The organism is Serratia sp. JSRIV002 (genome assembly GCF_019968725.1).
Lineage (GTDB): Bacteria > Pseudomonadota > Gammaproteobacteria > Enterobacterales > Enterobacteriaceae > Chania > Chania fonticola_B.
Map to the genome: position 1 here is coordinate 438,654 of NZ_CP074143.1, position 17,650 is coordinate 456,303.

Below are 17,650 nucleotides of genomic sequence, written 5' to 3' on the forward strand. Positions count from 1 at the left end.
TACGTTTTGCAGTGAATGACTAAAGCCCTGGCTATCCTAGCCGGGGCTTTTTGTTGTACAGTGCTGTAAAGTTAAAATAACGGAACAGGCATGGACACCTCAACTTCAGTCAGTGGCAGCCGCGCTGCCAACAGCGAAATAACCTCACCAACCCAGTACTCTCAAAGCCGGGCGCGGCGTGCCGCCTGGGGAAGCTTTGTTGGCGCCGTAGTCGATTGGTACGACTTCCTGCTGTACGGAATAGTTGCCGCTTTAGTCTTTAACACCGAGTTTTTCCCGCAGGTCAGCCCAACGATGGGCACGCTGGCCGCCTTTGGCACCTTTGGCGTCGGTTTTCTGTTCCGCCCGCTAGGTGGCATGGTGTTCGGGCACTTTGGCGATAAGCTGGGCCGTAAGCGCATGCTGATGATCACCGTCTGGATGATGGGGATCTCTACGGCGTTGATTGGCCTGTTGCCCTCTTTCGATTCAGTCGGCTGGTGGGCCCCGGTGATGCTGGTACTGCTACGAGCGGTGCAAGGGTTTGCCGTGGGCGGCGAATGGGGCGGTGCAGCCTTGCTGGCGGTAGAAAGCGCGCCGAAGAAGAGAAAAGCCTTTTACAGCAGCGGTGTACAGATTGGTTTTGGCGTCGGGTTGCTGTTGGCTACCGGCTCGGTTTCCCTCGTCAGCCACTTCACCAGCAATGCGGACTTTATTAGCTGGGGCTGGCGTTTGCCGTTCCTGTTCAGCCTGGTGCTGGTCGCCATTGCCTGGTGGATCCGTAACGGCATGGACGAGTCGCAGGAGTTTGAAGCCAATAAAACGCTGCACGAACGGGCCGAGAAAATCCGCAAGTTCCCAATCTTTGAGGCGCTGCGCCAGAATCCCAAAGCCTTCTTGTTGATCATTGCCCTACGCTTTGGCGAACTGCTGACGATGTATATCGTCACGGCCTTTGCCATGAACTATTCGACCACCCATCTTGGCCTGTCACGGGATCTGTTCCTGAATATCGGCTTGTTGGTGGGAGCGGTGAGCTGTGTCTCGATCCCTTGCTTTGCCTATTTGGCCGATAGCTTTGGCAGACGCCGGATCTACGTGACGGGAGCATTGATTGGTGTTGCCAGCACGGTACCGTTTTTCATTGCGCTCGAGAGCCGTAACACGGTGATGATTATCTTCTTTGCCATCATGCTGGGAAATATGGCGCACGACATGCTGGTTAGCGTGCAGCAGCCAATGTTTACCGAACTGTTCGGCACGGCATACCGTTATAGCGGTGCTGGAGTGGGTTATCAGGTCGCAAGCGTGGTCGGCGGGGGCTTCACGCCGTTTATTGCCGTGTTGCTGGTGGAGTTGATGGACGGCTCCTGGCATCTGGTTGCCGCCTATCTGGCGCTGGGATGTTTGCTTTCGGCCATTGTAGGTCTGCGTATGAAACCCCAGACGGCCGAATAAAGCAGAGGAACCGGAAGCGTGCGGCCAGTCCCCGCACGCTCCGGCGTTTGGTAAGCAAGGTTATCAAGAGGGGGAGATAACCTTGGTTGGCTTAGGAACGCTTGCCAACACCGCCACTATAACCAGGCCATTTTTCCCTGCCAGCTCGCCTTGGCGGATTTGCATAGTGTTTCCAGACCTATTGGCTTGATGGTGCAACCGTTGCAGGCAGTTGCGTAGCGCGTCCCAGATAATTATCCCAATCTTTCCACACCGGCTGTAGCCCCGCGGCACCGATTGCCTGTGCCACCTGCTGCGGCGTTCGGCTGTCGTGCGGTTCGAACTGTTCCAGCTCTGGCGGTACATCGTCGGCATAGCCACCCGGCTGGGTTTTGGAACCGGCACTGACGCTGTTGATGGCTACCGGGATCATATTGTCGCGGAAGAAGGCCGACTCCCGCGTAGATAATGAAAGCTCAACGTCAGGAGCGAATAACCGGAAAGCACAGATCAACTGTACCAGTTGCGGTTCACTCATGATCGAGGCCGGCTCAATACCACCGGCGCAGGGCCGCAGGCGAGGGAACGAGATGGAGTAACGGCTCTGCCAGTAAGTCTGTTGCAGATAAAACAGATGCTCCGCCAGCAGATAGCAGTCCGTGCGCCAACTGCTGGAAAGCCCGATCAACGCCCCCAGGCCGATCTTGTCGATCCCGGCGCGCCCCAGACGATCCGGCGTACTCAACCGCCAATGAAAATCCTGTTTCTGGCCACGCAGATGGTGTTGCTGATAGGTCGCGGGATGATAGGTTTCCTGATAGACCAACACACCGTCCAGCCCAAGGGTTTTCAGCTCGGCGTAGTCTTGTTGTGCCAGAGGCTGCACCTCCATCATCAGCGAACTGAAATGGTGGCGAATGGCGGGCAGATGCTGGCGGAAGTAATCCATGCCGACTTTGCGCTGATGTTCCCCGGTCACCAGCAGCAGATGCTCAAACCCTAGCGCCTTGATGGCCGCACATTCCCGTTCGATCTCTGCTGCATCCAGCGTTTTGCGCTTGAGGTGGTTACTCATCGAAAAACCGCAGTAGGTACAATCGTTGGCACACAGGTTAGAAAGATATAACGGCACATAAAAGCTCACCACGTTACCGAAACGCTGGCGGGTGAGCTGCTGTGCTCGTTGCGCCAAGGGCTCCAGATAGGGGGCTGCGGCAGGGGAGATCAGTGCCATAAAATCCTCCCGCGTCAGCTTGGGGCTATTGAGTGCCTGCTCAACGTCACGCGCCGTTTTGCTGTTAATGCGCAGCGTCAGGTCATCCCAATCCCACTCTAGCAGGCGCTCGCTAAAATCACTGGCCATCAGCGTGTCTCCTCTGAATGACTGAGAAACGCCGTCAGAGGACTTGATGCGGCGGCGATCGACTGGCGGCTGCCTAGCCCGGAGTTGCGTGCTAGCTCTCCGGCCTCTAGCGCCAGGCGGAAAGCCTGGGCCATTTGCACCGGATCTCGCGCCACGGCGATGGCGGTATTGACCAGTACCGCATCGGCTCCCAGTTCCATCGCCTCTAACGCGTGGCTTGGGGCACCGATCCCGGCATCAATCACTACCGGCACTTTGGCTTGTTCAACGATGATCTCAAGGAAATCGCGTGTCAGTAAGCCACGGTTAGAACCGATTGGCGCGCCGAGTGGCATCACGGCGGCACAACCCGCTTCCTCCAACCGCTTACACAGCACCGGATCGGCACCGCAGTAAGGCAGTACCACAAAGCCCTGTTTGACCAGGGTTTCCGCCGCCTTGAGCGTTTCGATCGGATCTGGCAGCAGGTATTTCACCTCTGGGTGTATTTCCAGTTTGACCCAGTGAGTCCCCAGCGCTTCGCGCGCCAGCCGGGCGGCAAACACCGCCTCATCTGCCGTTTTTGCCCCAGAAGTGTTGGGGAGTAATTTCACGCCCAACCGTTGTAGCGGTGCCAGAATGGCGTCATTCCCGCCTCGCAGGTCGACGCGTTTCATCGCCATAGTGACCAGTTGTGAGCCGGAGGCTTGTAGCGCAGCCAGCATTAACTCGGGCGTGGCGAATTTCCCCGTGCCGGTAAACAGGCGTGAGGTAAAGGTGGTATCGGCGATTTGCAGCATGTCAGCCTCCGGCAATCGCTTGAAACAGCAAGATATCATCACCGTCCTGCACCTGACGGGTGGCCCAGTCGTTGCGTGGAATGATGACCTGATTGATCGCCAAGGCGCAGCCTGGCTGGTGGCGTTCCAGCCGTTCGAGCAACGCGCCGATGCTTAACGGCTGCTCCAGCTCCAGCGGTTGATCGTTGAGCGTAATCTTCATGCTGGCTCTCCGCAGAGGGGGCAGGTGTTGGCTTTGCTCAGTTGCAGGGTGCTCCAGCTTTGCTGCTTGCCGTCGAACAGGCGCAGCTTGCCGCTAAGGGAGGAGGGTATTCCAGCCAGCATTTTTATCGCTTCCAGCGCCTGTAGCGTGCCGATCACGCCAACGACTGGGCCTAGTACGCCCGCCGTGCGGCAGTTGCGCTGCGGTTCGGTTTGCTCCGGGTAGAGGCAGACATAACAGCCATGGGCATAGGGCGGTTCGATAACCAGCAACTGGCCGCTGAACCCCACCGCGCTGCCGCTGATCAACGGTACGCAGGCTTGGATGCAGGCGGCATTCACCGCATGACGGGTGGCCATGTTGTCACTGCAATCGAGCACCAGATCGGCACGGGCGACCGCATCGCTCAGCGTTGCCCCTTGCAGGCGTTGCTCCAGCGTGATCGACTCCACCAGAGGGTTCAGCGCTTGCAAATGCTGCTTTGCCAACTGAGCCTTGTTGGTGCCGATATCACCGGTGCGGTACAGAATTTGCCGTTGCAGATTGGTAAGGTGGAGCTGGTCATCATCGGCCAACAGCAAGGTACCAACGCCAGCGGCAGCCAAATACAGCGCTGCCGGGGAGCCTAACCCTCCTAATCCGACGATCAGCACCGTGGCTTGTCTCAGCTTTTCCTGCCCCTCGGGGCCGACGTCTTCCAGCAGCAGTTGCCGGCTGTAGCGCAAGAACTCTTGGTCATTGAGCATCGCATGACTCCTTGCCTTCAATCAGTTGCAGCAGCGTTGCCGTAGCGGCGCGCCAGTCTGATGCCTGGGTGATGGCGCTGACCACGGCCACGCTGCCAACGCCGCAGGCCAGCACGGCGGGGACGCGCTCGATGCTGATCCCGCCAATGGCTACTGTTGGATACTGCTGTAATCCGGCGACGTGGCGTTGCAACTCGGCCAAGCCTTGCGGCTCAGAGGGCATTTCCTTGGTTTGCGTTGGGAAGATATGCCCCAGTGCGATATAGGAAGGTTTGACGGCGATCGCCCGGGCCAGCTCGGCATCGTCATGGGTGGAAACGCCCAAGCGCAATCCTGCCCGATGGATGGCCGCCAGATCGGTGGTGTCTAAATCCTCCTGGCCCAGGTGTACGCCATAGGCCCCATGTTTGATCGCCAGCCGCCAATAATCATTGATAAACAACCGGGCCTGATAGCGTTTGCCAAGGGCTATAGCGGCGGCAATATCGGCCTCCACTTGCTCGTCTGGCAGATCTTTGATGCGTAGTTGGATAGTGGTAACGCCTGCCTCCAGCAGGCGGGCGATCCATTCAACACTGTCGACGACCGGGTATAAACCCAGCTTGTGCGGTGTTGCAGGGAAGGGAGAGGTGAGGTTAGTCATTATTTATCTCCTCCTGCAAATTGGCCGCACTGTGGTACAGCTCGCTGCCGCGTGAGCGGAATTCAGCCGACATTTTCTCCATCCCGGTCAGTTGCACTTCGATCGGTTTGGCAGCCTCTTGTGCGGCGGCATAGTCACGCACTTCCTGGGAAATCTTCATCGAGCAGAACTTCGGCCCACACATGGAGCAGAAGTGGGCGATCTTGCCGGATTCTTGCGGCAGCGTTTCGTCGTGATAGGCACGGGCGGTTTGTGGATCCAGCGCCAGGTTGAACTGATCTTCCCAACGGAATTCAAAGCGCGCCTTGGACATGGCGTTATCGCGGATCTGTGCGCCCGGATGACCTTTCGCCAAGTCGGCGGCGTGAGCGGCGATCTTGTAGGTGATCAGCCCCTGTTTCACATCTTCCTTGTTAGGCAACCCCAGATGTTCCTTCGGCGTCACGTAGCACAGCATCGCACAGCCGAACCAGCCGATCATTGCCGCGCCGATCCCGGAGGTGAAATGGTCGTAACCCGGTGCGATATCGGTGGTCAATGGCCCTAGCGTGTAGAACGGTGCTTCATGGCAATGTTCCAGCTCCTCGGTCATGTTGCGGCGGATCATCTGCATCGGCACGTGGCCAGGGCCTTCGATCATCACCTGTACGTCATATTCCCAGGCAACCTTGGTCAGTTCACCCAGCGTATGCAGCTCAGCGAATTGCGCTTCGTCATTGGCATCCTGGATCGAACCCGGGCGCAGGCCGTCGCCGAGTGACAGCGAGACATCGTAAGCGGCGCAAATTTCGCAGATCTCGCGGAAGTGCTGATAGAGGAAGTTTTCCTGATGATGCGACAGGCACCACTTCGCCATGATCGAGCCGCCACGGGAGACAATGCCGGTCAGGCGTTTGGCGGTCATCGGCACATAGCGCAGCAACACCCCGGCGTGAATGGTGAAGTAATCGACGCCTTGCTCAGCCTGTTCCAGCAGGGTATCTCGGAACATTTCCCAGGTCAGGTTCTCCGCCACGCCGTTCACTTTTTCCAGCGCCTGATAGATCGGTACCGTACCAATCGGCACCGGGCTGTTACGCAGGATCCATTCACGGGTTTCGTGGATATAGCGGCCAGTGGAGAGGTCCATCACGGTGTCAGCGCCCCAGCGGGTTGACCACACCAGCTTCTCGACTTCCTCTTCGATCGAAGAAGTAACCGCCGAGTTGCCGATATTGGCATTCACCTTCACCAGGAAATTACGGCCAATAATCATCGGCTCGGATTCCGGGTGGTTGATGTTGGCGGGAATGATGGCGCGGCCAGCGGCCACTTCCTGGCGCACAAATTCCGGCGTGATGTTTTCCGGCAGATGAGCGCCCCAGCTCTGGCCAGGATGCTGGTGGCGCAGCACTTCACCACGAATGCGCTCGCGGCCCATATTTTCGCGAATGGCGATAAACTCCATCTCTGGGGTGACAATACCGGCGCGAGCGTAATGCAGTTGCGTAACACATTTACCCGGCAGGGCTTTGCGGGGCAGCGGCAGGTGCTCAAAGCGCAGATGGTCTAACCCAACGTCGGCCAATCGCTGTTGGGTGAAGCCGGAACTGACACCGCTTAACGCTTCGGTATCGGCACGTTCGGCGATCCAGCTCGCTCGTACTTTTGCCAAGCCACGATGTACGTCGAGCACCGCCTGCGGATCGCCATACGGCCCTGCGGTGTCATACACCGGAATGGGTTCGTTCTGTTCATATTGGGGCTGGTCTTTGTTGCCGCCGATCAGCGTCGGGCTGAGCTGGATCTCACGCATCGGTACCTGGATATCGCTGCGCGAACCCGCGAGATAGATCCGCTGTGAGTTGGGGAAGGTAACGCCTTGCAGAGAGTCGATAAAATCTTGCGCCTGGTCACGCTGTTGTTTACGGGCACGAGGTTGGTTCACGGTAGACATAGCAAATTCCTATCAGTGGAGTGATGTGTGGAAAATTGCTTGTCTGGAGCTCGGAGGGAGTAATGATGGTAGCCGGTAAGGCAGGCACAGCCCCTGGTGGGAGCATCTTGCCTATGGCGATAGATTACTCTTGTTCCCTTCGCGGGTATTAACCCGATCAGGTTCCGCGGATCCCGAATTAACGGTCTCAGCCTGGCTAATTTGATGAAAAATCAGCGCTAGGCACTCCGACAAGAGCCCTCAGTATAAGAGGGTCAACAAAAACCACAAGCCCTCCCCCGTCATCTTTCAAGCCGTAGCGTTGTTGACCGCCTGGCTACGACTTGAAATCTATAGGGGGATAATTAGGCGGGATGAGGCATAGATTCAGTATTCGTGGTGCCCGGTTGGCCCTGCTGCCAGGTTTCTGTCGCCAGTTGGATCAACTGATCTTCCAAAGCGAAACGTGACGCCAGGGCTTCGCCGATATCTGACAGTGCCTGATTGAGTTCTTCACACACGTCCTGATCGATAACGACTTCGGTGTAGCGGTCATGGAACGCCATCACGATTTCAGTATTGCCCTGTAGTTTTGGGTAGAACTTGGTGGCTAGCGCCATCTTGGGGCTGGCAGAGCCTTCCACTTGTTTGATAATTTTGTCATAAATGTGAAAATGCCCGGCAGAAAGATAATCCACCAGATTCTGGCAAAAGTTCTCCAGCGCTTTTTCATTGAGCGGCGTATGCTTTTCTTTGTTGGGTTTAATGCCGACTAGACTGCAATAGGCTACCAGCAGCTGTTTGCGGGCCTGTAACCATTGATCGACTAATTCATTACTGCCACCAACGCGCTGAGTCAGGCTTTCCAATCGGTTTAGCATGATTGACTCCGTGTGTAAGAGAAAGAAAAAGTGGTAAGTTAATAAAATGTAACAAAGAGCATTCCTAGATTGCCAGTGAAGCAGAGGTTGTGCAACAACATATGGAACTTGCATTAACGGGTAACGAAAATGGCTGGTGGATCGTCAGCCATGAAAGCAAAATTTGGTTACCAAACGGTGAATTGCCGTTTGGTTCTGCCGCATTATTTTCCTTGCAAGGCCGACCGGCTCGGCAAATTGGCGAATGGGAGGGGGCACCGGTCTGGCTGGTGCGCCAACCGATGCCGAAAGAGATGGGATCGGTGCGGCAACTGCTCAGTCTCGATCGTGGCCTGTTCCAACTGGCCGGGCGCGGCGTACAGCTGGCCGACTTTTATCGCTCGCACCGGTTCTGTGGCTACTGCGGTCATGAGATGCACCTTAGCCGTACCGAAAGCGCCTGCCTTTGTGATAACTGTCGCGAACGTTATTACCCGCAGATTGCCCCTTGCGTGATTGTCGCCATCCGCCGCAATGACGAGATCCTGTTGGCACAGCATGTGCGCCACCGTGGCGGCATCCATACCGTGCTGGCGGGGTTTGTGGAGGTGGGGGAAACCCTGGAGCAGGCCGTAGCGCGCGAGGTGATGGAAGAAAGTAATATCGCCATTACCAACCTGCGTTACGTGACTTCGCAACCCTGGCCGTTCCCTCATTCGCTGATGATGGCGTTTATGGCCGAGTATCAGGGCGGTGAACTGCGCCACGATCCGAAAGAGTTGCTCAATGCGGGCTGGTATCGCTATGACCAACTGCCGCTGCTGCCACCGCCTGGTACCGTGGCGCGCCGCCTGATCGAGGACACCGTGGCGCTGTGTCGGGCAGAATAAGGTACAATGGCGGCAGATAATCAAGGGAGCCCAAGAAATGAATGAGTTGAAGAACGATCGCTATCTGCGTGCGCTGCTGCGCCAGCCGGTGGATCTCACCCCTGTATGGATGATGCGCCAGGCCGGTCGTTATTTGCCAGAGTACAAAGCCACCCGTGCTCAGGCCGGGGATTTCATGTCGCTGTGCAAAAATGCCGAACTGGCCTGTGAGGTGACATTACAGCCCCTGCGCCGTTATGCGCTGGACGCCGCCATCCTGTTCTCCGACATTCTCACCATTCCCGATGCCATGGGGCTTGGGCTCTATTTCGAAACCGGGGAAGGTCCGCGTTTTTCTTCGCCAATCACCTGCCGTGCCGATGTAGAGAAGCTGCCTGCATTTGATCCGGAAGACGAGCTGGGCTATGTCATGAACGCGGTGCGTACCATCCGCCGTGAATTGAAGGGTGAAGTGCCACTGATCGGTTTCTCCGGCAGCCCATGGACGTTGGCGACCTATATGGTTGAAGGCGGCAGCAGCAAGGCATTCACCAAGCTGAAGAAAATGATGTACGCCGAGCCGCAGACGCTGCATTTGCTGCTGGATAAGCTGGCAGACAGCGTGATCCTGTATCTCAATGCCCAAATCAAAGCCGGGGCGCAGTCCGTAATGGTATTCGATACCTGGGGCGGCGTGCTGACGGGCCGTGATTATCGCGAATTCTCACTGCACTATATGCATAAAATCGTCGATGGCCTGCTGCGTGAAAATGACGGACGCCGGGTGCCGGTGACGCTGTTCACCAAAGGCGGCGGCCAGTGGCTGGAAGCGATGGCGGCCACCGGTTGCGATGCGTTGGGCCTGGATTGGACCACCGATATTGCCGATGCGCGCCGCCGTGTGGGCGATAAAGTCGCGCTGCAGGGGAATATGGATCCTTCCATGCTATACGCCGCACCGGAACGCATCGCCCAGGAAGTGGAAACCATTCTGGCCGGTTTTGGCCAGGGCGAAGGTCATGTCTTCAATCTTGGCCACGGTATTCATCAAGACGTGCCACCGGAACATGCCGGGGCCTTCGTTGAAGCGGTGCATGCGCTGTCGGCCAAATACCACCGCTAAACCGCAAGGAGACGCTGTGATCGATACTCAGGCTCTGCGCGCCGAACAGCTAAGGCGCGCCGGGGAAGTCATTCGTAACGATGATTTTCTGCAAGACCCACCGGCGTTTATCGCCGGTGCGGACGTCGGTTTTGAACAAGAAGGCGCGGTAACACGCGCCGCTATTGCAATCCTGCGCTATCCTTCACTCGAGCTGGTGGAGTATCAGATCGCCCGCATCAGCACCACCATGCCCTATATCCCCGGATTTCTCTCGTTTCGCGAGTACCCTGCGCTGATTGCTGCCTGGGAGCAGCTGCAACAGAAGCCCGACCTGATCTTTGTCGATGGCCATGGCATTTCCCATCCAAGACGCCTGGGGGTTGCCAGCCACTTTGGCCTGCTGGTCAACGTGCCGACCATTGGCGTGGCCAAGAAGCGTTTATGTGGTAAATTTTCCCCGCTGGACGTTACCGTTGGCTCGCTGGCCGCGCTGGAGGACAAGGGCGAACAGCTGGGATGGGTATGGAGAAGCAAAGAGCGTTGTAATCCGTTATTTATCGCCACGGGCCATCGCGTGAGCACCGACAGCGCCTTGGCCTGGGTACAACGCTGCATGGCTGGCTACCGCTTGCCGGAGCCCACGCGTTGGGCCGATGCCATTGCCTCACGCCGCCCGGCCTTTGTACGCTGGTTACAGCAGCATCCAGAGGTGTCGTAATGAGCGATTTCGGGTACACTGCGCGGCAGATAATGAGTAAGAGAGTAGACAATGCTACGTAACCCGATTCATTTACGCCTAGAAAAGCTGGAAAGCTGGCAGCATTTGACCTTTATGGCCTGCCTGTGCGAGCGTATGTACCCGAATTACCAGATGTTCTGTCTACAGACGGAATTTGGCGACCCGGCGGTTTATCGCCGTATCCTGGACTTGGTCTGGGAAACGCTGGTGGTGAAAGACGCCAAGGTCAACTTTGACAGCCAGCTGGAAAAGTTGGAAGAGGCGATCCCGTCGGCAGAAGATTACGATCTTTATGGCGTTTACCCAGCGATCGATGCCTGCATCGCATTAGGGGAATTGATCCATTCGCGCCTCAGCGGAGAGACGTTGGAGCACGCCATTGCCATCAGCGAAACCTCAATTCGCACCGTGGCGATGTTGGAAATGACCCAGGCTGGCAAAGAAATGACCGACGAAGAGCTGAAAATTTTGCCTGCCGTTGAGGAAGAATGGGACATTCAATGGGAGATTTTCCGCCTGTTGGCCGCCTGCGAAGAGCGTGATCTGGATCTGATCAAAGGGTTACGATCTGACCTGCGCGAGGCCGCGGTGAGTAACATTGGGATAAATTTAACGCAATAAGGCAAGAAAACGTGATTTAACGTCTGATTTGTCGTGCCTTAAGGCTTCACATCCGCACCCTGTCTGGTCTACATTTGGGGGGCGAAAAAAAAGTGGCTATCGGTGCGTGTATGCAGGAGAGTGCTGTCCATCGGCATATCCGTCGCACTCGATGCTTTGCAAACGATAAACACACTGTAAGGATAACTTATGAACAAGACTCAACTGATTGATGTAATCGCAGAGAAGGCTGACCTTTCCAAGGCTCAAGCTAAGCTGGCTCTGGAATCTACCCTGGCTGCCATTACTGAGTCCCTGAAAGAAGGTGATGCAGTACAATTGGTTGGTTTCGGTACTTTCAAGGTAAACCATCGTAGCGAGCGCACTGGCCGCAACCCACAGACTGGTAAAGAAATCAAAATCGCAGCAGCTAACGTACCTGCGTTCGTTTCTGGTAAAGCACTGAAAGACGCGGTCAAGTCTTAATCGCGTGTTAGTGAAAGGTTTAAACAGGGGGGCGTTGGCGCCCCTTTTGTTTATTCAACGGGCACTCATGGCGGTTACGGTTGTTGCTGCCTTGAGTGCTTGTAGTTTCCGTTCAGCCCCGCCAACCTTTACCGCCAGCGGCTTTGTGGCCGATCAAGGGGTAATGCGGGTGTGGCGGATAGATGACGGCCAGCAGCGGCCAGTGGTGCTGTTGAGTGTCTACAGCCCTTATCGCGGGCCGGGTACCGTCACAACGTTGTATGAATATCAACGCGGCGTGTTGTATCAAATCAAACGCAACGATGCGGATGGCGATCGCGACTCTATTCAACTGCGTTTCACCGCCAACGGTACCGTCAGCTTTATGCAGCGCCAACTGGCCACTCAGCGCCAGAAACTCTCCAACGATGAAGTTGTGCTCTATCAATATCAGGCACGGCGGATACTGGAATTGAGCGATGCGCTAAATGCCGGTCGAGTACGGCTGTTACAAGGGCACTGGCAGCAAGGCGCGGTGAAGCTGTGCAACGGCGAAGTCGTGAAGCCGGGTTTGGACCAACAGGCTGAAGAGTGGATCATGCGGCGTGCGGCCAACAGCAGTCAGCCAGTGAACGTAGCCTGGTTGGATGGGCCGGAAGGTCGTGAGCTGTTATTGGTGGCAAATAATGACTTCTGCAGTTGGGAACCCACCAAAGATACCCTTTAGCGCATAAAAAAGGCCCTGCGAACAGAGCCTGCTGGTATCTCAAAGAGTTGTTATTGCTCGCGTGCGATAGCGCGGTAGCCGATATCCTTGCGGCAGAAGCTGTCTTGCCACTGAATACCTTCCGCTAGCTGATAGGCTAACTGCTGAGCCTGAGCCACCGTTGTGCCCAAAGCCGTAACGCATAGCACCCGCCCGCCGTTGGTCACGACGTCATTCCCTTGCATACGCGTTCCGGCATGGAACACTTTGCCATTGGCATCTTCTTGCTGAGGCAAGCCGTAGATCACATCCCCTTGGCGATAATCCGCAGGATAGCCGCCAGCCGCCAACACCACGCCGAGAGCAGGGCGTTCATCCCACTCGGAAGTCATCTCATCCAGCTTGCCTTCGGCACCAGCCAGGCAGAGTTCAACCAGGTCGGAGCGCAGGCGCAGCATGATCGGCTGAGTTTCCGGGTCGCCAAAGCGGCAGTTGAATTCGATCACCTTGGGTTGACCATCCTCAGCAATCATCAGGCCAGCGTACAGGAAGCCGACATAGGTGTTGCCTTCAGCCGCCATGCCGCGCACGGTTGGCCAGATCACCTGGTCCATTACGCGCTGGTGGATTTCATCCGTCACCACTGGCGCTGGCGAGTAGGCACCCATGCCGCCGGTATTCGGGCCAGTATCGCCGTCACCGACACGTTTATGATCCTGGCTGGTGGCCATTGGCACCACGTTCTCGCCATCGACCATGACGATAAAGCTGGCTTCTTCGCCTGTCAGGAACTCCTCGATCACGATGCGATGCCCGGCGTCGCCAAACGCATTACCTGCCAGCATATCTTGAATGGCGTCCTCGGCTTCCTGTAACGTCATCGCGACGATCACGCCTTTGCCTGCCGCCAGGCCGTCTGCCTTGATAACAATCGGCGCGCCTTGGCTGCGTACGTAGGCCAAGGCAGGTTCCACTTCGGTAAAGTTCTGGTAGGCAGCGCTTGGGATAGCGTGGCGAGCCAGGAAATCCTTGGTAAAGGCTTTGGAGCCTTCAAGCTGTGCTGCGGCCTGTGACGGGCCAAAGATTTTCAACCCGGCGGCCTTGAAGGCATCTACCACGCCGATCACCAGCGGCGCTTCCGGGCCAACGATGGTCAGATCGATGGCGTTATCCTTGGCAAAGGCAACCAGCGCCGGGATATCTGTTGGGGCGATATCGACGTTGGTCAGATTGCTTTCCAATGCGGTACCCGCATTACCCGGGGCCACGTAAACCTTGTCTGCCAATGGCGATTGGGCCGCTTTCCAGGCCAGCGCATGTTCACGCCCGCCGTTGCCAATAATTAAAATATTCATCAGGTGCTCCATAAACGGCGTGCGCATTGAGCGCACGCAGCAAAAGGGATTAATGGCGGAAGTGGCGCATGTCGGTGAAGATCATCGCGATGCCGTGTTCGTTGGCTGCTGCAATCACCTCATCATCACGAATCGACCCACCCGGCTGGATCACGCAGGTAATACCAACCGCTGCAGCCGCATCAATGCCGTCACGGAACGGGAAGAAGGCGTCAGACGCCATGGCGGAGCCTTTGACTTCCAGCCCTTCGTCAGCGGCTTTGATCCCGGCGATCTTGGCGGAGTAAACGCGGCTCATCTGCCCGGCGCCTATGCCGATGGTCATGTTGTCGCGCGCATAGACGATGGCGTTGGATTTGACGAACTTGGCCACTTTCCAGCAGAACAGCGCATCACGCAGCTCCTGAGCGGTTGGCTGGCGTTCGGATACCACGCGCAAATCGGCTTCGGTCACCATACCCAGATCGCGATCCTGTACTAACAGACCCCCGTTGACGCGTTTAAAGTCCAGCCCTGCGACGCGATGTTGCCATTGGCCACACGCCAGCACGCGTACGTTCTGTTTCGCCGCCAGCAGAGTGCGGGCATCTGCACTGATGCTTGGCGCAATGATGACTTCAACAAACTGACGGCTGATGATTGCCTGTGCCGTTTTGGCGTCCAGTTCACGGTTAAAGGCAATAATGCCGCCAAAGGCCGAGGTTGGATCGGTTTGGTAGGCTCGCTCATAGGCGGCAAACAGGTTTTCACCGATTGCGACGCCACAAGGGTTGGCATGCTTGACGATCACGCAGGCCGGCTCGGCAAACTCTTTCACACATTCCAGCGCCGCATCGGTATCGGCGATGTTGTTGTAGGAAAGCGCTTTACCCTGTAACTGGTCGGCGGTGGCCACGGAGGCCTCTTGCACATTCTCTTCTATATAGAAGGCGGCCTGCTGGTGGCTGTTTTCACCGTAGCGCATATCCTGCTTCTTGATGTAGTTCAGGTTCAACGTACGTGGGAAGCGGCCGGAAGGTTGTTCGGTTTCACCGTGATAGGCTGGCACCAGGGTACCAAAGTAGTTGGCGATCATGCTGTCATAGGCGGCGGTATGCTCAAACGCTTTGATCGCCAGGTCGAAACGGGTTGGGTACAACAGTGAACCGTTGTTGTTATCCATCTCGGTGATCACTGCGGCGTAGTCACTGCTCTTGACCACGATGGCCACGTCTTTATGGTTCTTGGCGGCCGAGCGCACCATGGTTGGGCCACCGATATCGATATTCTCTACGGCGTCTTCCAGCGAGCAATCTGGGCGAGCGACGGTTTGCGCGAAGGGATACAGGTTTACCACAACCATATCGATCGGTTGGATCGCATGTTGGTCCATGATGGCATCATCCTGGCCGCGACGGCCCAGAATGCCACCGTGCACTTTCGGGTGCAGGGTTTTGACTCGTCCGTCCATCATCTCCGGGAAGCCGGTGTAGTCGGAAACTTCGGTAACAGGCAGACCGGCATCGGCCAGCAGGCGGGCAGTGCCTCCGGTGGAGAGTAATTCGACGCCTCTCTGGGAGAGGGCTTCGGCGAATTCAACGATTCCGGCTTTGTCGGACACGCTGAGCAGGGCCCGGCGGATTGGACGAGGTTGTTGCATGGTTTTATCCCTTGGCTTTGAGTCGCAATAAAAGAGCGTTACGTGGATCTCCACCTTGTTGCTTCTTATATAGAGGGGATTTCTTCCTATATAAAGAAGGACAGGAACAGATTCAGGTAGCGCCCCGATAAAAACGGGGATTGTTTCGTCGCGGGGAATTGTAGCGAAAACGTTTGCGTGGCGCTCGTAAATTTTCCGACCAAATGCGTTCTGTGGATAAGTTAGTGCATAACCGGGTATAAGGACGGGTTTTGCTGTGGAATGCAGCAAACGGTGTTTTTTGTTGAAAATACCTGTTGCGGCCTGCGTGGAACTCCCTATAATGCGCCTCCATCGACACGGAACATGTGAACAACTTCACAGAGTCTCCGGGGGTCGCAGAGAAAAAACCTGAAATTAAGGTTGACTCTGAAAGAGGAAAGCGTAATATACGCCACCTCGAGTTAGCAAGCGAAAGCGCGTAACTCACTGCTCTTTAACAATTTATCAGACAATCTGTGTGGGCACTCACAAGACGATATCCAGCTACTTCGGTAGCAAAAAAATATCAAGTCTTGAAGAGTGACCAAGCAGTCATTCATGCGAATGAATGATTACGAAAGTTAATTTTCGAGCATCGCTGCACCGTTCTTTAATGAACAGTGTCAGCAAATCAAGCTTTTAATTGAAGAGTTTGATCATGGCTCAGATTGAACGCTGGCGGCAGGCCTAACACATGCAAGTCGAGCGGTAGCACAAGGAGCTTGCTCCTGGGTGACGAGCGGCGGACGGGTGAGTAATGTCTGGGAAACTGCCCGATGGAGGGGGATAACTACTGGAAACGGTAGCTAATACCGCATAACGTCTTCGGACCAAAGTGGGGGACCTTCGGGCCTCACACCATCGGATGTGCCCAGATGGGATTAGCTAGTAGGTGAGGTAATGGCTCACCTAGGCGACGATCCCTAGCTGGTCTGAGAGGATGACCAGCCACACTGGAACTGAGACACGGTCCAGACTCCTACGGGAGGCAGCAGTGGGGAATATTGCACAATGGGCGCAAGCCTGATGCAGCCATGCCGCGTGTGTGAAGAAGGCCTTCGGGTTGTAAAGCACTTTCAGCGAGGAGGAAGGGTTCGGTGTTAATAGCACTGTTCATTGACGTTACTCGCAGAAGAAGCACCGGCTAACTCCGTGCCAGCAGCCGCGGTAATACGGAGGGTGCAAGCGTTAATCGGAATTACTGGGCGTAAAGCGCACGCAGGCGGTTTGTTAAGTCAGATGTGAAATCCCCGAGCTTAACTTGGGAACTGCATTTGAAACTGGCAAGCTAGAGTCTTGTAGAGGGGGGTAGAATTCCAGGTGTAGCGGTGAAATGCGTAGAGATCTGGAGGAATACCGGTGGCGAAGGCGGCCCCCTGGACAAAGACTGACGCTCAGGTGCGAAAGCGTGGGGAGCAAACAGGATTAGATACCCTGGTAGTCCACGCTGTAAACGATGTCGACTTGGAGGTTGTGCCCTTGAGGCGTGGCTTCCGGAGCTAACGCGTTAAGTCGACCGCCTGGGGAGTACGGCCGCAAGGTTAAAACTCAAATGAATTGACGGGGGCCCGCACAAGCGGTGGAGCATGTGGTTTAATTCGATGCAACGCGAAGAACCTTACCTACTCTTGACATCCACAGAACTTTCCAGAGATGGATTGGTGCCTTCGGGAACTGTGAGACAGGTGCTGCATGGCTGTCGTCAGCTCGTGTTGTGAAATGTTGGGTTAAGTCCCGCAACGAGCGCAACCCTTATCCTTTGTTGCCAGCGCGTAATGGCGGGAACTCAAAGGAGACTGCCGGTGATAAACCGGAGGAAGGTGGGGATGACGTCAAGTCATCATGGCCCTTACGAGTAGGGCTACACACGTGCTACAATGGCATATACAAAGAGAAGCGAACTCGCGAGAGCAAGCGGACCTCATAAAGTATGTCGTAGTCCGGATCGGAGTCTGCAACTCGACTCCGTGAAGTCGGAATCGCTAGTAATCGTAGATCAGAATGCTACGGTGAATACGTTCCCGGGCCTTGTACACACCGCCCGTCACACCATGGGAGTGGGTTGCAAAAGAAGTAGGTAGCTTAACCTTCGGGAGGGCGCTTACCACTTTGTGATTCATGACTGGGGTGAAGTCGTAACAAGGTAACCGTAGGGGAACCTGCGGTTGGATCACCTCCTTACCTAAAGATATGTGTTCGAGTGCAGTGTCCACACAGATTGTCTGAT

The 17,650-nt window shown here is 56.0% G+C and carries 16 protein-coding genes, 1 rRNA gene and 1 riboswitch; of the genes, 8 read left to right on the plus strand and 9 right to left on the minus strand.

Annotation, left to right across the window (positions count from 1 at the left end):
* Positions 1–90 precede the first annotated feature (90 nt).
* On the plus strand, positions 91–1,437 hold the full coding sequence (gene shiA / locus KGP26_RS01920) for a shikimate transporter (RefSeq protein ID WP_223664949.1): 1,347 nt from the start codon (positions 91–93) through the stop codon (positions 1,435–1,437).
* A 178-nt stretch (positions 1,438–1,615) separates the two neighbouring features.
* Here the strand turns inward: shiA and thiH are convergent, their stop codons facing one another.
* From thiH to rsd, 7 genes are all read right to left on the minus strand, one after another.
* A complete protein-coding gene (gene thiH / locus KGP26_RS01925; RefSeq protein ID WP_223664950.1) occupies positions 1,616–2,779 on the minus strand; it encodes a 2-iminoacetate synthase ThiH in 1,164 nt (387 codons plus the stop codon).
* A complete protein-coding gene (locus KGP26_RS01930; protein ID WP_223664951.1) occupies positions 2,779–3,558 on the minus strand; it encodes a thiazole synthase in 780 nt (259 codons plus the stop codon). The genes thiH and KGP26_RS01930 overlap by 1 nt, the downstream gene beginning before the upstream one ends.
* A gap of 1 nt (position 3,559) precedes the next feature.
* A complete protein-coding gene (thiS, locus tag KGP26_RS01935; RefSeq protein WP_024531023.1) occupies positions 3,560–3,760 on the minus strand; it encodes a sulfur carrier protein ThiS in 201 nt (66 codons plus the stop codon).
* The gene (locus KGP26_RS01940; protein WP_223664952.1) at positions 3,757–4,506 is read right to left on the minus strand and encodes a HesA/MoeB/ThiF family protein; all 750 of its coding nucleotides are present in this window, start codon (positions 4,504–4,506) and stop codon (positions 3,757–3,759) included. Before KGP26_RS01940 ends, thiS begins: the two co-directional genes overlap by 4 nt.
* A complete protein-coding gene (gene thiE, locus KGP26_RS01945) occupies positions 4,496–5,149 on the minus strand; it encodes a thiamine phosphate synthase (RefSeq protein WP_098929066.1) in 654 nt (217 codons plus the stop codon). Before thiE ends, KGP26_RS01940 begins: the two co-directional genes overlap by 11 nt.
* Positions 5,142–7,085, minus strand: coding sequence for a phosphomethylpyrimidine synthase ThiC (thiC, locus tag KGP26_RS01950; protein WP_074032210.1), 1,944 nt, complete (start codon positions 7,083–7,085; stop codon positions 5,142–5,144). Before thiC ends, thiE begins: the two co-directional genes overlap by 8 nt.
* 117 nt (positions 7,086–7,202) lie before the next feature.
* Positions 7,203–7,325, minus strand: a riboswitch (TPP riboswitch).
* A gap of 104 nt (positions 7,326–7,429) precedes the next feature.
* Positions 7,430–7,945, minus strand: coding sequence for a sigma D regulator (gene rsd / locus KGP26_RS01955; RefSeq protein WP_223664953.1), 516 nt, complete (start codon positions 7,943–7,945; stop codon positions 7,430–7,432).
* A 101-nt stretch (positions 7,946–8,046) separates the two neighbouring features.
* Here rsd and nudC point away from each other — a divergent pair, with 101 nt between their 5' ends.
* From nudC to KGP26_RS01985, 6 genes are all read left to right on the plus strand, one after another.
* Positions 8,047–8,814: an NAD(+) diphosphatase gene (gene nudC / locus KGP26_RS01960; protein ID WP_059201909.1), complete on the plus strand. Its 768-nt coding sequence runs from the start codon at positions 8,047–8,049 to the stop codon at positions 8,812–8,814.
* A gap of 37 nt (positions 8,815–8,851) precedes the next feature.
* Positions 8,852–9,916: a uroporphyrinogen decarboxylase gene (hemE, locus tag KGP26_RS01965; protein WP_021808058.1), complete on the plus strand. Its 1,065-nt coding sequence runs from the start codon at positions 8,852–8,854 to the stop codon at positions 9,914–9,916.
* 16 nt (positions 9,917–9,932) lie between these two features.
* Positions 9,933–10,616, plus strand: a complete 684-nt coding sequence (gene nfi, locus KGP26_RS01970) for a deoxyribonuclease V (protein WP_223664954.1) — start codon at positions 9,933–9,935, stop codon at positions 10,614–10,616.
* Between the two features lie 51 nt (positions 10,617–10,667).
* Positions 10,668–11,258: a YjaG family protein gene (locus KGP26_RS01975; protein ID WP_021808056.1), complete on the plus strand. Its 591-nt coding sequence runs from the start codon at positions 10,668–10,670 to the stop codon at positions 11,256–11,258.
* Positions 11,259–11,447: 189 nt separating this feature from the next.
* On the plus strand, positions 11,448–11,723 hold the full coding sequence (gene hupA / locus KGP26_RS01980) for a nucleoid-associated protein HU-alpha (RefSeq protein ID WP_021182173.1): 276 nt from the start codon (positions 11,448–11,450) through the stop codon (positions 11,721–11,723).
* Positions 11,724–11,790: 67 nt separating this feature from the next.
* Positions 11,791–12,429 carry a DUF1481 domain-containing protein gene (locus KGP26_RS01985; protein WP_021808055.1) on the plus strand — a complete coding sequence of 213 codons (639 nt, stop codon included), beginning with the start codon at positions 11,791–11,793 and terminating at the stop codon, positions 12,427–12,429.
* A 50-nt stretch (positions 12,430–12,479) separates the two neighbouring features.
* Here KGP26_RS01985 and purD read toward each other — a convergent pair whose 3' ends face one another.
* Both purD and purH read right to left on the minus strand, forming a co-directional pair.
* Positions 12,480–13,763: a phosphoribosylamine--glycine ligase gene (purD, locus tag KGP26_RS01990; RefSeq protein WP_209555371.1), complete on the minus strand. Its 1,284-nt coding sequence runs from the start codon at positions 13,761–13,763 to the stop codon at positions 12,480–12,482.
* Between the two features lie 49 nt (positions 13,764–13,812).
* On the minus strand, positions 13,813–15,402 hold the full coding sequence (gene purH / locus KGP26_RS01995) for a bifunctional phosphoribosylaminoimidazolecarboxamide formyltransferase/IMP cyclohydrolase (protein WP_179249379.1): 1,590 nt from the start codon (positions 15,400–15,402) through the stop codon (positions 13,813–13,815).
* A gap of 661 nt (positions 15,403–16,063) precedes the next feature.
* On the opposite strand from purH, the gene KGP26_RS02000 reads away from it, so the two are divergent.
* Positions 16,064–17,604 (plus strand): 16S ribosomal RNA (locus KGP26_RS02000).
* The last annotated feature ends 46 nt before the right edge of the window (positions 17,605–17,650 follow it).